The organism is Mycobacterium heckeshornense (genome assembly GCF_016592155.1).
Taxonomy (GTDB): domain Bacteria; phylum Actinomycetota; class Actinomycetes; order Mycobacteriales; family Mycobacteriaceae; genus Mycobacterium; species Mycobacterium heckeshornense.
Map to the genome: position 1 here is coordinate 3,510,433 of NZ_AP024237.1, position 13,736 is coordinate 3,524,168.

The window sequence follows — 13,736 nt, forward strand, 5'->3', positions numbered from 1 at the left end:
TGGCGGCATGGCGCCTCCAGAGTACCGGCGGAAAGTCTCACACCCGGCTGAGATGGGCACGCAGCGCCGAGACGATCTCGGCGGTGCCGACGGCACTGCCGCCGCCGAGCGGGAACAATGTGGCGAAACCGTGGGTCAGCGACCTCATCGAGCGCAGGTCGACGGCGGTGCCGGCGGCTCGCAGTGCCGCGGCGTATTGCTCGCCCTCGTCGCGCAGGGGATCGAACCCGGCGGTTGCGATCAATGCGGGCGGCAGGCCGGACAGGTCATCGGCCAGCAACGGCGATATCCGCGGATCGGTCGGCTCGAGATCGGAATCGGCCAAGTATTGGGTCTCGAACCAGTCGACGTCGCGCTTGGTGAGCAAAAAGCCGTCGGCGAACAACGACAGCGAACGGGTGCGGGCGGTGAAGTCGGTTCTGGGGTAGATGAGCCACTGCAGCGCGGGCCTGGGGCCGCCATCAGCCCGCGCCAGTTGCGACACGACGGCCGCCAGGTTGCCGCCCGCGCTGTCACCGCCGACCGCCACCTTGCCCGGGATTGCGCCGAGCCCGGCGGCGTGTTCATGGGCCCAGCGAAATGCCGCATAGGCGTCGTCAAGAGCGGCGGGAGCCGGGTGTTCGGGCGCTAGGCGATAATCGACCGACAGCACGTGGATGTCGGCGTCGCGGCAGGTCAACCGGCACAACGCGTCATGAGTGTCCAGGTCACCGATGGTCCAGCCACCGCCGTGGTAGAAGACCAGCAACGGCGTCGGCCCGGCGACCGCCGGGCGGTAATGCCGAGCAGCGATGTCACCGGCGGGCCCGGGTATCGACACGTCGTTCACCGCAACGTGGATCTGCGGCCCGGGCAACGCCAAACACCCCTCCCGCATCAGGATCCGCGAGGCGACCACGTCGTCGTCGACCACCAAGCCGTTGATGCCCACAGCCCGCTGCGCCGCCAACAACAACTGCAACGTGGGATCGAGCGTGTTGCCGTCGATGATCACTGACCGCCCGCCGGTGAGCAGCCGCTTGGCACCGGCTGGAATCCACGGAATGACCTTCAGCCCGACGCGGGTAGCGGTGCCCTGCAGGCGCGTGGACCACCGGTGCAGGTCCGGCGCGCCTGGCAGACTTTTGGTCATGGCTGCTCCCCTAGTCACCCTGAACGACGGTCATTCGATCCCCTCAGTGGGGTTCGGCGTATTCAAGATTCCACCCGGACAGACCGAACAGGCGGTCCGCGCCGCGTTGCAAACCGGCTACCGGCACATCGACACCGCGGCAATGTACAACAACGAACGTGAGACCGGACGGGCAGTTGCCGAATCGGGCATACCCCGAGACGAAATCTACTTGGTCACCAAGCTGTGGAACGCCGACCAGGGCTATGACAGCACGCTGGCGGCGTTCGACGCGAGCTTGGAACGGCTCGGAGCGGACTATCTCGACCTGTATTTGATCCACTGGCCATTGCCCGCAGCGGGCAAGTTCGTCGACACCTTCAAGGCCTTCGCGCACCTTCGCGACGAGGGCCGGGTCCGGTCGATCGGGGTCAGCAATTTCGAACCGGAGCATTTAAAGGTCCTCATCGACGCCACCGGCATCGTCCCCGCCGTCAATCAGGTCGAGCTGCATCCGCGCTTTCCACAAACCGCGTTGCGGGAAGTGCATGCCCAGCTCGGGATCGCCACCGAGGCGTGGGCGCCGCTCGGCCAGGGCTCGTTGCTGACTCACCCGACGGTCACGGCGGTCGCCGAGGGCTGCGGCCGCACTCCGGCGCAAGTGCTGATTAGGTGGCACATTCAGCTCGGTAATATCGTGATCCCCAAGTCGGTGAACCCTGCACGGATTGCGAGTAATTTCGACGTGTTCGATTTCGAACTCAGCGCGGACGAGATGGCGTCGATCTCCTCGCTCGATGACGGCACCCGGCTTGGTCCAGATCCACGAACCTTCAATTTCACAGGCAGGTGAATGAAGTTGTCTGGCAATGCCGCTGAGCGTTCTTTGATCCCTTCGCTGACGCTCAATGACGAGAACACGATGCCGGTGCTCGGCCTCGGTGTCGCGGAATTGGCCGACGCCGAGACGGAACGCGCGGTCTCAGCGGCGCTGGAAATCGGCTGCAGGCTGATCGATACCGCGGCGGCATACGGCAACGAAGCCGCCGTCGGACGTGCCATTGCGGCGTCTGGCATCCCCCGCGCCGAACTTTTCGTCACCACCAAGCTGGCGACCCCCGACCAAGGATTCACCAGGTCGCAGGAAGCCTGCAAAGAAAGCCTGGAGCGGCTCGGCCTGGACTATGTCGACCTTTTCCTGATCCATTGGCCGGCCCCACAGCTCGGCAAGTATGTGGACAGCTTTGGCGGCATGATCCAGTCCCGCGGTGATGGCTACGCCCGCTCGATCGGCGTTTCAAACTTCACCGAGGAACATGTGTCGACGGTCATCGACCTGACCTTCTTCACGCCGGCGGTCAACCAGATCGAGCTTCACCCGCTGCTCAACCAGACCGAACTGCGCACGATCAACGCTCAGCACAATGTGGTCACCCAGGCCTACAGTCCGCTGGCCCTGGGCCGGCTGCTGGACAACCCCACGGTGAACTCCGTCGCCGCCGAATACGGCCGGACACCCGCACAGGTGTTGCTGCGCTGGAACGTGCAACTGGGCAATTCGGTCGTCTTCCGCTCCGGCAAACCCGACCGCATCGCCAGCAACTTCGACATCTTCGACTTCGAGCTGGCCGCCGAGCACATGGACGCACTCAACGGGCTCAACGACGGCACCCGGGTGCGCGAGGATCCGCTGACCTACACGGGTACCTAAAACCGCGAGCAGACGCAAAGTCGCCCATTTTCCGCCACTTTCGCGGGAGTTCGTGTCTGCTCGCGCCGTTAGCCCGTCGGGCAGGTGGCGGCGGCGCGCCGCAATACGTCGGCGGAGGGCTGGTCGACGGGCAACGCATAACCACGCAGTACGGCGATGTACTGTACGGCGTACTGGCACCAGAACGCGGTGTTGGGCGGCATCCACAGGGCCGGTTGTGAATCAGCCTTGTCTTCGTTCGCCTGCCCCGACACGGCCAACAGGTTGGCCGGATCGTTGGCGAAGCGTAGCCGTTGCGGATACGGCCAGGCGTAGGCGCCCATATCCCACGCCAGCGCCAGCGGGACGATGTGGTCGATTTGCACGGACTGGCCCACCCGCGCGCCGCGCTGAAAGTTGATGGTCGCGTTGGTATACGGGTCGTGCAGCGTCCCTGTAGCCACCGCCTCGGGACAGCGTTTGATTGACACATAGGTCTTGTCGACCAGGTCGCGGTTGAGTATGTCGTCGCGGGTGTCACAGCCGTTGTGCCCGCCGGGTGCATCGTTGTCGTCATCCCAGGCATCTCCGAACGCAGCCCGGCGATAGTCGTAGCGATGGATTCTGGCCGGCACCACGGTAACTCCTGCCAACACGTCGCTGCCGGGTTGCACGGTCGGAATGTCGGCGCGCGCGGCAAACTCCTTCGCGCGATCTCCCGCCGAGGATGCCACCTGGTAGGCGACCACGACGGCGAGCGCAGCGACCGCCGAAAGCCATAGCAACGCTTTTTTATTCACAAGCGCCGCTCCTCCTCATCACTGCGCTCTGCATAGCGCTCAGCGTTCATGCTTTGTCCAGGTACTCGACGCGCTCGTTGGTGGTGAACGGTGCTGCCAGCAGTGTCAGTCCGGGATGGCCAGGATCCTCGTCGTAGATGTGCTCGGACACATTCCGTGCGGTTTCGATGATGTCTCGATGGTCGGCCAACGACAGCAGTCGCAGCGTGATCGCACGACCAGACTGGGTGCGGCCCAACACATCTCCCTCGCGGCGCTCCTTGAGGTCGAGGTCGGCCAAGACGAATCCGTCTAAGGTTTGAGCGACCGCGCGCAGCCGCTTGCCGGCCCGCGAATCCGGGGAGACCCAGCTCACCAGCAGGCACACGCTCGGGTGTGCGCCTCGGCCGATGCGACCGCGCAGCTGATGCAATTGGCTGATGCCGAACCGGTCGGCGTCCATGATCAGCATCACGGTGGCATTGGGAACGTCGACGCCAACCTCAATGACGGTGGTGCACACCAGCACGTCGATCTCGCCGGCCCGAAACGCCGCCATGACGGCATCTTTGTCTTCCGCCGGCAGCCGACCATGCATGAGACCGAGCCGCAGGCCGGCCAATTCACGGCGACGTAGCCGCGCGAACAGGTCGACCGCGGTGGCCGAAGACCGGCCGCCCTCTTCGGTCTGCCCAGCGTCATCAGTTTCGTCGATCCGTGGCACTACCACATAGGCCTGGCGTCCGGCGGAGACCTCCTCGATGATGCGCTGCCAGGCACGGTCCAGCCATGCCGGCTTGTCATTGACGAAAATCGCGGTCGTAGCGATCGGCTGGCGGCCGCGCGGAAGCTCACGCAATGTCGCGGTTTCCAAGTCGCCATAGACGGTAAGCGCAACTGTCCGGGGTATTGGTGTCGCAGTCATCACCAGCAGGTGTGGCGTGATGCCGTCAGGAGCCTTGGCCCGCAACTGATCTCGCTGCTCTACTCCGAAGCGATGCTGTTCGTCGACGACCACCATGCCCAGCCGGTGGAACTCTACGGCGTCTTGCAGCAGCGCGTGCGTGCCGACGACGATACCCACCTGTCCGCTGGTAATCTCAGCGCGCACCTGTTTCTTCTGCGCAGGAGACATCGAGCCGGTGAGCAACGCCACCCGGGTGGCGTTGTCGGCACCGCCTAACTGCCCGCCCATTGCCAGTGGTCCCAACACATCGCGGATTGATCGAACATGTTGTGCTGCAAGGACTTCTGTCGGTGCCAGCAGGGCGCACTGGTATCCGGCGTCGACCATCTGCAGCATGGCCAGAACCGCCACGATCGTTTTCCCCGAACCCACCTCACCCTGCAACAACCGGTTCATCGGGCGGGTCGCTGCGAGTTCGCGACGCAACACCTCGAGCACCTCACGCTGACCGTCGGTGAGTTCGAACGGCAACTGCTGCAACAGTTCTTGTGCCAAACCGTCGGATCGGGGCGATGCCGGAGGACCGGATTCGGAGAGTTCACCGTGCCTGCGAGTCACCAGTGCCCATTGCAGGCCAACCGCTTCGTCGAAAGTTAGCCGCTCGCGGGCCCGTCGGCGTTCGGTTTCGCTTTCCGAGAGGTGAATTGCGCGCAGCGCTTGATCTTCGGAGATCAAACCGTATTCGGTGACAACCGATTTCGGCAGCGGGTCGGGTATCGGGTCCAGCACGGCGAGCACTTGCCGCACGCATGCGTAGATGTCCCAGCTTTGCACTTTCGTGCTGGCCGGATAGATCGGGTAGAAGGCCCGTTCGAACGCCGATTGCAGCACCTTGCCGCTGATTTTCTTCGAGGCGTCGGCAATCATGCGCAGGGACCTGCTGCCGTGGTCCTTGCCGTCCGGAGAGTCGAGGACGAGGAAATCGGGATGCGTAAGCTGCATAGTGCCCCGGAAATAGCTCACCTCCCCGGACAGCATGATCCGGGTTCCTTTGGCCAGCTGGTCTACGAACCACTGCTTGACGTTGAAAAACGTGGCGGTCACCCGGTTGCGGCCAGATCCGATCGTGATCACCAGGTACTTCTCTTTCGGGCGTTTCTTCATCGGCCGTGACATCGCGCCCGTGATGGTGTCGACGAGCGTGATGTGCTCGCCGGCCGGTGGTCGCTCGTCGCCGACACCGCGCACCGCCGCGCCCTCGACGTAGGTGCGCGGATAGTGGCGAAGCAAGTCCTGGACCGTGCGGATGCCGAATGCCTCGTCGAGCGGGTCGGCCGATTTCGCCCCCAAGACGTAATCCAGCCGGTCGGTCAGCGCCACCACGGCTACTCGACCCCGATCAGTAGCGCATCGCCGCGATGCCCGGTGCGATAGCTCACCACCTCGGTACCCGGATGATGGTCGTGCACATGGGCTTTCATCGTTGATTCGACGACGGCGGCATCGGCATCCAAACCCGCGCCGACCAACACGGTGACCAGCTCGCCACCGGCAGCGAGCAACAGATCGACCAGGCCGGTTGCCGCCGAGCCGATATCGTTGGCGACGATCAATACCTCGTCACCGGCGATACCTAGGCCGTCGCCCGGCCGGCAGGGGCCGGCGAAGGTCAGTGCTTGCTCGGTGGCAACGCGCACCGACCCGTGCCGGGCGGCGCCGGCCGCGCGGGCCATGGTGTAGCCGTCGTCGACTGCCTGCCGCTCAGGGTCGTGCACCGCGAGCGCGGCCAGCCCCTGCACCATCGACCCGGTCGGCAGCGGCACCACGTCGATCCCCCAGCCGATGGCGGCGGTGCAGCCGGCCACGAGTTCTTCGGCGGCCACGTAACCGTTGGGCAACACCATGACCTGTGCGGCGCCGGTGTCCACCACTGCCCGCAACAGCTGCTGGGCGCTGACCGCGGTAGCGGGTTCGGCCGCCTCGGGGTCAGGCCGCAGCACGCAAGCGCCCTCGCCAGCGAACAGCTCCGCGGCACCGTCACCATCGACAACAGCCAGGACCGCCCGCTCACGCGTCCAGCTGCCCGGCGGCAACCCGGTCGCTGCCCCGGTCAGCGCCGAGATCTGGATCCGGCGCGGCGTCCCGAACGCCAGCCCGGCCTCGACGGCGGCGCCGGCGTCGTCGGTGTGGACATGAACCGAGTAGCCGCCGACCGCATCGGATGCCGAGGCAGCGATCGCCACCGAGTCACCGAGTTCGCCAAGCCGATCCCGCAGCGCATCGGCTCCGGCGGCATCGCAATCGCCCAGCAAATACATCACCTCGAATTGCTGCGCGGGGTGCACGCGCGGGGTCTCGGCCGCTAGCCGCGGCGGTGACGGCGCATACACCGTACGAACCGGCGCCCGGCCGGTGATGGTTGCGCTGAACGCGTCGAGCAGCACCAGCAGGCCGCGCCCGCCGGCGTCGACCACTCCGGCGTCGGCGAGAACATCCAGCTGTTCGGGAGTTTTGTCCAGGGCCACGACGGCGGCATCACACGCGGCCGTAATCGCTCGTGCCAGCCCCTCTCCGTCGTACGCGCACTGTTCCACAGCGCTGGCCGCGGCCTGCAGCACCGACACGATGGTGCCGGCGACCTCGTGCCCGCCCATTGAGGCGACCACCAGGTCCACGCCGTGCCGCAGCGCAGCCCCGAGCGTGGCGGAGTCGATGTCGGGCAGCTCACCGCCGGCGTCGGCGGCGGCCGTGGCCGTCACGTCGGCGATACCCCGCAGGATTTGCGAGAGAATCACTCCTGAGTTGCCGCGCGCGCCATGCAGCGCGCCGGCCGACAGGGCCGCCGCCACCCGGGCCACGTCTGCCGACCCGGCCTGGGAGCTCGCGGCCGCGTTGGCCTCAGCCAGCGCCGAGCGCATGGTGAACAACATGTTCGTACCGGTGTCGCCGTCGGCGATGGGAAACACGTTGAGCCGGTTGATCTCATCGATGTGGGTGATCAGGTCACTGACGGCGGTATGTGCCCAGTCGCGCAGTGCGAATGCGTCCAGCCGACGAGCCGACTTAGCCACATCGGACACCACCTCGCACACCTCCTCTGGTGGCGCCAGCCTAGCTAGTTGAGCCGACAGCACAGGTCACACGGTATCGCCAGCTGTTGGTCGTTTTGGCGCTCCGCCACGCCGCCGGTTATCCTGGCCAGGTCGTCGGGTCACCCCTAGCTCGGTTGTTGGCCCCCAGAGATTTGAGGAGTTTCGCCATGGCCGCCGTCTGCGACATCTGCGGAAAGCGCCCCGGTTTCGGCAAATCGGTGTCGCACTCGCACCGCCGGACCAGCCGCCGATGGAACCCCAATATCCAGACCGTGCGCGCCGTTGCCCGGCCCGGCGGCAACAAGCAGCGGCTCAACGTCTGCACGTCCTGCATGAAAGCCGGCAAGGTCGCCCGCGGCTAGCGGCGCGCGAACAGAGGCAAAACCCGCCCGGTCGGCCAGCGTGTCACGGGGGCGTCGGCGTCGGCCGGGGGACTAGGGCAGCCGCCAATCGATCGGTTCGGCGCCCATTTTCTCCAGCAGCTCGTTGGCCCGGCTGAACGGCCGTGAACCGAAGAAACCTCGAGACGCCGACAACGGCGAGGGATGCGGCGACTCGATCGCGACGCATTGGCCGCCGGCCAAGATCGGTTTGAGCGTCGAGGCGTCGCGGCCCCACAGAATCGCCACCATCGGCTGCTTACGATCCGCCAAGGCCCGAATTGCGTGCTCGGTGACCAGCTCCCAGCCTTTGCCGCGATGTGACGCCGGGTTTCCCGGCCGGACGGTGAGCACCCTGTTCAGCAGCATCACTCCACGCTGAGCCCACGGGCTCAAGTCGCCGCACGACGGTGTGGGATGGCCCAGATCGTCGACATACTCGGCGAAAATGTTCTCCAGGCTGCGCGGCAGCGGCCGCACATCGGGGGCCACCGAAAAGCTAAGCCCCACCGCATGACCGGGAGTTGGGTACGGATCCTGCCCGACGATTAGCACCCGCACCTGGTCGAATGGAAATGTGAAGGCCCGCAATATATTTGGGCCGGACGGCAGGTAGCGGCGCCCGGCGGCGAGCTCGGCCCGCAGGAACTGCCCCATCGCAGCGACCTGCTCGGCCACCGGCTGCAGCGCGCGGGCCCAGCCGTCCTCGACTAATTCATGTAGCGGACGCGCGGTCACGCCAGTCCCTTCGCCAGCAGCACCACGGCGTCCGCGCCCGCGTCACGGTCCTGCGAAATACGTTGGTATTCCGGCAATTCGGCCCAGCTCCGGAAGGCCGCCTCGTCGGGAAACGACATCAGCACCACCTTCTCATGGTCCCATCGGCCTTCGACGACTTGCGGAGCCTCGTCGGCGGCCAGCAGTGTTCCGGCATAGCGCGAGAAGACCCCCATGAACCTCGCCCGGTAGCGGTCGTAGGCAGCGCGGTCGGTGAATCGGAGCTGAGCGATCGCATATACGGTCACCGCGCTACCTTAACGACTGTTGAAGGCTTGCCAGCCCGCGTATCCGCGCCACTCCACCCCGTCGACGAGCACCCGGGCGGGACCGTCGAGCACACGGCCGATGACCCGCCAGCCCGCCGGGACACCTCCGGCGAACGCCGCAACCAGCGCATGGTCCTCTCCCCCGCCGAGCACCCACGACCACGGGTCGGCGCCCACCGCCTCGGCGGCCGCGGTCAGCGCCTGATGATCGGCGGCCAGAGCCGCGGTAGACACGTCGATGCCTACCCCGGACGCGCGGGCGACGTGGCCCAGATCGGCGACGAGTCCATCAGACACGTCGATCATCGCTTGCGCACCGGCCCTGGCGGCGGTCCGGCCCTGCCCGTAAGGCGGGCGCGGCACCAGATGGCGACGGCGCAACTCGTTGAAGCCCTTAATTCCGCTGCGCCACAAGGAATATCCGGCAGCCGAATATCCCAACTCGCCGGCGACCGCAATCACCGAGCCCGGGCGGGCTCCTGCTCGCCGCACCGGTGCGCCACCGGCCAGATCGCCCAGCACCGTCACCGCGATGACCCATTGCGGGCAGTTGACCAGGTCGCCGCCGACGATGCCGGCCCCGATCTGTCCCGCCTCGTCCCACATCGCGTCGGCGAACTCGCTCACATGAGCGGCAAGGGTTTCCGGCGGCGCGCCGAAACCGACGACGAATGCGGTCGGCGCCGCGCCCATGGCCTCGATATCGGCCGCGTTTTGCGCGACGGCCTTGCGGCCGACATCGTCCGGCGTCGACCAGTCCAGCCGAAAATGCCGGTTCTGCACGAGCATGTCCGTCGAGATCACTGTCCGGCCGTCGCCGGTCCGCACCACGGCCGCGTCGTCACCGGGTCCGAGTGCGGTCATGGGCGGTGGCCGACGGCCGGCCAACAACCGGTCGATCATGGCGAACTCGCCGAGCTGTCTGAGGGTGGGCCCAGGCTCGCCGCTGCTCACGTCGCTTCCTCCCGGCCCGTTGATCCCCGATGAATACCGGTCGACTCGCGGTAAGTTTGGTCCGCCGATCTCGGCGGCGGACACGTGGAGTGTAAGCAGGCGATAGGACCGTCCCGAAAACTACGACGCGATGGACGCGCAATCGAGAAGTGAGCAGGTGGCCGGTTCAGACGGGCCGCCGCGGGCGTTGCTGATCGCAGCACTGCTGCTGACCGTTGTCGTCATCGGGATCATGTTGGCGATCGCGGCCACCCGCCACCCGCCGCAGCAACCGGTCGCGATCCCGGCCGTCGCCGCCCCCGGGCCGACGATCCGGCGTGCCGGGCGCTGCTGCAGGCGCTGCCGCAGTGGCTTGGCGACTACCAGCGTGCGCCGGCTGCTCAGCCCGCGCCGCCCGGGGCTGCCGCGTGGCGTGCCCGCAGCACCGCCGAGCCGGTGGTGCTGCGGTGCGGCCTCAACCGACCGCCAGACTTCGTGGTGGGCTCGCCGATTCAGGTGGTCGACCGGGTGCAGTGGTTCCAGGAGATGGATACCCAGGCCGGCGGCCAGGCGGGGCGCAGCACGTGGTACACGGTCGATCGCCCGGTGTACGTAGCGCTCACGCTGCCGCCGGGGTCGGGGGCCACACCCATTCAGGAACTGTCGGAGGTGATCGACCGCACCATCGCCGCGGTACCCATAGCCCCGGCACCGCCGCGCCGCTAGCGCAGGCCGACGCCTCGGGCCAGCGCGGTCTCGACCATGACCGCCAGCAACGTGGGGTAATCGACACCGCTGGCCGCCCACATTCGCGGAAACATCGAGATCGTGGTGAATCCGGGCATGGTGTTGACCTCGTTGATCAGCGGCCCGTCTTCGGTGAGGAAGAAATCGACTCGGGCCAGCCCTTCGCAGTCGATCGCGCGAAACGCCCGGATCGCCAAGTCACGGATCGCGTCGCTGAGCCGATCGTCGATTTTGGCCGGCACGTCCAGCTCCGCAACCTCGTCGAGATATTTGCTGGCGAAGTCGTAGAAGGGTTCCTCGCGACCACGGACCCCGGTTAATCGGATCTCCCCGACACTGCTGGCTCGCACTGTGCCGTCCGGGAATTCGAGCACACCGCACTCCAATTCGCGGCCAACCACCGCGGCCTCCACCAGGACCTTGGGATCGTGCTGGCGGGCCTGGTCGATGGCCTCGGGCAGCTGGGCCCAGTCCGTCACCCGGCTGACACCGATCGACGAGCCGCCGCGCGCAGGCTTGACGAAAACCGGCAGCCCCAGGCGTTCCCGCTGCTCAGGGCCCAACGTCGGCTGCGACGAACGCAGCACCGCATACGCGCCGACGGGGAGCCCGTCGGCCGCCAGCAGCTTCTTGGTGAACTCCTTGTCCATAGCTGTCGCGCAGGCCAGCACACCAGCGCCCACATAGGGAACGCCGGCCAGTTCCAGCAAACCTTGAACGGTGCCGTCCTCGCCGTACGGGCCATGCAATACCGGGAACACCACGTCGACGGAGGCGAGGACCTCGCCAGCGCTGCGCTGCCCGTCGCTGTTGACCGATACCAGCTGGCCGCGCTGGCGCGGATCCTGCGCCAGCGCCAGCGCGGTTCCAGACGCCGCACTGACTTCAGGCAACCGGCCATCGGTGATGGCCAGGGTTTCCGGGCGGGCGTCGGCGAGCATCCAGCAGCCGTCACGCGTGATGCCTACCGGGACGACGTCAAAGCGTTGCGGGTCCAGGTGGCGCAGAATGCTGCCCGCGGAGACGCACGAGATCGCGTGTTCGTTACTGCGTCCGCCGTAAACCACGGCGACGCGGATCCGGCCCCGGGATGTCGGCGATCCGGCGTGTCCGCTCGACGCGGGCCGGTGGCGAGCACTCACAACCTCAAGAGGCTACCGCCATGGCGGCCCGGCACCGGTACGGCGGCCCTGACCTGAACCGGTAGCGGCTCACTCCGGCTTGGTACTGCGGCCCAGCAGCAAGGCCACCGCTTCGTCGACGGACAGGCCCTTGTGGCAGACGCGGTGCACGGCGTCGGTCAGTGGCATCTCCACGTCGTAGCTGGACGCCAGCGCCAGCACAGATTCGCACGACGTCACCCCTTCCACCACATGCCCGTCGCGCGCTTGCATGGCCGACTGCATCGTGCCGCCGGCGCCCAGGCACTCGCCGAAAGACCGGTTGCGCGACCGCCGGGAGGTGCAGGTGGCCACCAGGTCGCCCACCCCGGCCAGGCCGGCGAGCGTGGCAGCCTTGGCTCCCAGTGCGATCCCGAGCCGCATGATCTCGGCAAGCCCCCGGGTGATGATCGCCGCGGCGGTGTTTTCGCCGAGCCCCACACCGGCCGCCATCCCGCACGCCAACGCGATGACGTTTTTGCACGCGCCACCGATCTCGGCACCGATCACATCGGCATTGGTGTACGGACGGAAGTAGCCGGTGTTCAGTGCGCGCTGCAATGCGACCGCGCGTCCGGAGTCGCTGCACGCGACGACGGTGGCGGCGGGCTGACGCTGGGCGATCTCGCTGGCCAGGTTGGGGCCGGAAATCACCGCAACCTGGTCCGGATCGACGCCGGTCACCGCGACGATCACCTGGCTCATCCGCATCAGCGTGTTCAACTCGATACCCTTGGCGAGGCTGACCAGGGTGGCGCCCTCGGCGAACAAACCAGCCCACTGCTCGACGTTGGCCCGCATGGTCTGGGCCGGAACACCCAGCAGCACGGTCGACGCGCCGCCGAGGGCCTCGGCGGCATCGGCGGTGGCGTGAATCGTCGAGGGCAACTGGACACCGGGCAAATAGCCGGCGTTGCAGCGGGTGGCATTGATCTCGTCGGCGACCTGCGCCCGCCGGGCCCACAACGTCACCGCACTACCCGCTTCGGCCAGCACCTTGGCCAGCGCCGTGCCCCACGCACCGGCGCCCATCACCGCTACCGCACCGTCCCTGCCAGCCACCGATACCAACCCCCAATGCCGTGTGTCTGCTGCATCCGCAGGCGCCCTACCCTAGCCCGGCCCACGCCGAGCCCCGGTCCGCGCTGGCAGGATGAGCGCATGAACGGCACCCGGGCCGACGGTCACGGTGACGTTGGCCTGATCGTTGCCGTCAAGCGGCTGGCTGTCGCCAAGACACGCCTGGCGCCGATCTTTTCGGCCCGAACCCGCGAAGCGGTGGTGCTGGCCATGCTCGTCGACACCCTGACCGCGGCCGCAGCGGTTGAATCATTGCGCTCGATTACCGTGATCACGCCCGACGACGCCGCCGCCGCCGCGGCGGCCGAGCTGGGAGCGGAGGTGCTGGCCGATCCGACGCCCGAGGGCCACCCCGACTCACTGAACAACGCGATCACCGTAGCCGAACGTCTGGTGGCTGAAACGGTGACGAATCTTGTTGTCCTGCAAGGAGATTTGCCTGCTTTGCAGCCGCAGGAGCTGTCCGAGGCGATTGCAGCAGCACGCAACCATCCGCGAAGCTTCGTCGCCGACCGGCTCGGCACCGGCACCGCGGCTCTGTGCGCGTTCGGAACCGGGCTGCAGCCCCAATTCGGACCGGATTCCTCGGCACGGCATCGTCGTTCGGGTGCAGTGGAGCTCACCGGTGCGTGGCCGGGTTTGCGATGCGATATCGACACGCCCGACGATCTGGCGGTGGCCCGCCGCCTGGGGGTAGGCCCCGCCACTGCGCGGGCCCTGGCCGGCCACTAGCCCGGCCGGATGGCCGGGCGCGACACCATGCGGCCCCGCACCGATAACAAGGGAGTGAACAGCACACCAACGGTGAACG

Annotated in this window: 13 protein-coding genes and 1 pseudogene; 5 read left to right on the top strand and 9 right to left on the bottom strand. The window is 67.0% G+C overall.

From position 1 onward, the window contains the following. Positions 1-37 precede the first annotated feature (37 nt). Complete coding sequence (locus MHEC_RS16905; protein WP_048890785.1) at positions 38-1,132, bottom strand: alpha/beta hydrolase; 1,095 nt, start codon at positions 1,130-1,132, stop codon at positions 38-40. On the opposite strand from MHEC_RS16905, the gene MHEC_RS16910 reads away from it, so the two are divergent. Both MHEC_RS16910 and MHEC_RS16915 read left to right on the top strand, forming a co-directional pair. Further along, a complete protein-coding gene (locus MHEC_RS16910; protein ID WP_048890786.1) occupies positions 1,131-1,964 on the top strand; it encodes an aldo/keto reductase in 834 nt (277 codons plus the stop codon). The genes MHEC_RS16905 and MHEC_RS16910 overlap by 2 nt on opposite strands. Beyond that, complete coding sequence (locus tag MHEC_RS16915) at positions 1,965-2,822, top strand: aldo/keto reductase (protein ID WP_071700247.1); 858 nt, start codon at positions 1,965-1,967, stop codon at positions 2,820-2,822. Positions 2,823-2,890: 68 nt separating this feature from the next. Here the strand turns inward: MHEC_RS16915 and MHEC_RS16920 are convergent, their stop codons facing one another. The 3 genes from MHEC_RS16920 to MHEC_RS16930 are packed head-to-tail and all read right to left on the bottom strand — an operon-like array spanning position 2,891 to position 7,537. Beyond that, positions 2,891-3,601 carry an HNH endonuclease family protein gene (locus MHEC_RS16920; RefSeq protein ID WP_048890788.1) on the bottom strand — a complete coding sequence of 237 codons (711 nt, stop codon included), beginning with the start codon at positions 3,599-3,601 and terminating at the stop codon, positions 2,891-2,893. A gap of 46 nt (positions 3,602-3,647) precedes the next feature. Continuing rightward, the gene (gene recG / locus MHEC_RS16925) at positions 3,648-5,870 is read right to left on the bottom strand and encodes an ATP-dependent DNA helicase RecG (RefSeq protein WP_071700248.1); all 2,223 of its coding nucleotides are present in this window, start codon (positions 5,868-5,870) and stop codon (positions 3,648-3,650) included. A gap of 2 nt (positions 5,871-5,872) precedes the next feature. Beyond that, positions 5,873-7,537, bottom strand: coding sequence for a DAK2 domain-containing protein (locus MHEC_RS16930; protein WP_048890884.1), 1,665 nt, complete (start codon positions 7,535-7,537; stop codon positions 5,873-5,875). Between the two features lie 209 nt (positions 7,538-7,746). Between MHEC_RS16930 and rpmB the strand changes: the two genes are divergently transcribed. Next, on the top strand, positions 7,747-7,941 hold the full coding sequence (gene rpmB / locus MHEC_RS16935) for a 50S ribosomal protein L28 (RefSeq protein ID WP_003922095.1): 195 nt from the start codon (positions 7,747-7,749) through the stop codon (positions 7,939-7,941). A gap of 72 nt (positions 7,942-8,013) precedes the next feature. Here rpmB and MHEC_RS16940 read toward each other — a convergent pair whose 3' ends face one another. The 3 genes from MHEC_RS16940 to MHEC_RS16950 are packed head-to-tail and all read right to left on the bottom strand — an operon-like array spanning position 8,014 to position 9,959. Continuing rightward, the gene (locus MHEC_RS16940; protein ID WP_048890790.1) at positions 8,014-8,697 is read right to left on the bottom strand and encodes a uracil-DNA glycosylase; all 684 of its coding nucleotides are present in this window, start codon (positions 8,695-8,697) and stop codon (positions 8,014-8,016) included. Then, positions 8,694-8,984, bottom strand: coding sequence for a DUF1330 domain-containing protein (locus tag MHEC_RS16945; RefSeq protein WP_048890791.1), 291 nt, complete (start codon positions 8,982-8,984; stop codon positions 8,694-8,696). Before MHEC_RS16945 ends, MHEC_RS16940 begins: the two co-directional genes overlap by 4 nt. 9 nt (positions 8,985-8,993) lie before the next feature. Then, on the bottom strand, positions 8,994-9,959 hold the full coding sequence (locus tag MHEC_RS16950) for a thiamine-phosphate kinase (RefSeq protein WP_099869110.1): 966 nt from the start codon (positions 9,957-9,959) through the stop codon (positions 8,994-8,996). A gap of 130 nt (positions 9,960-10,089) precedes the next feature. Between MHEC_RS16950 and MHEC_RS16955 the strand changes: the two are divergent. Continuing rightward, positions 10,090-10,664, top strand: a pseudogene (locus MHEC_RS16955) (DUF3515 domain-containing protein). On the opposite strand, the gene MHEC_RS16960 reads toward MHEC_RS16955, so the two are convergent. Together MHEC_RS16960 and MHEC_RS16965 are read right to left on the bottom strand one after the other, a co-directional pair. Continuing rightward, a complete protein-coding gene (locus tag MHEC_RS16960) occupies positions 10,661-11,827 on the bottom strand; it encodes a D-alanine--D-alanine ligase family protein (protein WP_048890793.1) in 1,167 nt (388 codons plus the stop codon). The pseudogene MHEC_RS16955 and the gene MHEC_RS16960 sit on opposite strands and share 4 nt — an antisense overlap. A gap of 69 nt (positions 11,828-11,896) precedes the next feature. Further along, complete coding sequence (locus MHEC_RS16965; RefSeq protein ID WP_048890794.1) at positions 11,897-12,877, bottom strand: NAD(P)H-dependent glycerol-3-phosphate dehydrogenase; 981 nt, start codon at positions 12,875-12,877, stop codon at positions 11,897-11,899. Between the two features lie 129 nt (positions 12,878-13,006). On the opposite strand from MHEC_RS16965, the gene cofC reads away from it, so the two are divergent. Continuing rightward, entirely contained in the window at positions 13,007-13,657 is a 651-nt protein-coding gene (gene cofC, locus MHEC_RS16970; RefSeq protein ID WP_048890795.1) for a 2-phospho-L-lactate guanylyltransferase, read from the top strand. Positions 13,658-13,736: the final 79 nt, after the last annotated feature.

Coding starts and splice junctions, on each gene's coding strand:
- cofC (WP_048890795.1), top strand. CDS start 13,007: ATGAACGGCACCCGGGCCGACGGTCACGGTGACGTTGGCCTGATCGTT.
- MHEC_RS16910 (WP_048890786.1), top strand. CDS start 1,131: ATGGCTGCTCCCCTAGTCACCCTGAACGACGGTCATTCGATCCCCTCA.
- MHEC_RS16905 (WP_048890785.1), bottom strand. CDS start 1,132: ATGACCAAAAGTCTGCCAGGCGCGCCGGACCTGCACCGGTGGTCCACG.
- rpmB (WP_003922095.1), top strand. CDS start 7,747: ATGGCCGCCGTCTGCGACATCTGCGGAAAGCGCCCCGGTTTCGGCAAA.
- MHEC_RS16965 (WP_048890794.1), bottom strand. CDS start 12,877: ATGGGCGCCGGTGCGTGGGGCACGGCGCTGGCCAAGGTGCTGGCCGAA.
- MHEC_RS16915 (WP_071700247.1), top strand. CDS start 1,965: ATGAAGTTGTCTGGCAATGCCGCTGAGCGTTCTTTGATCCCTTCGCTG.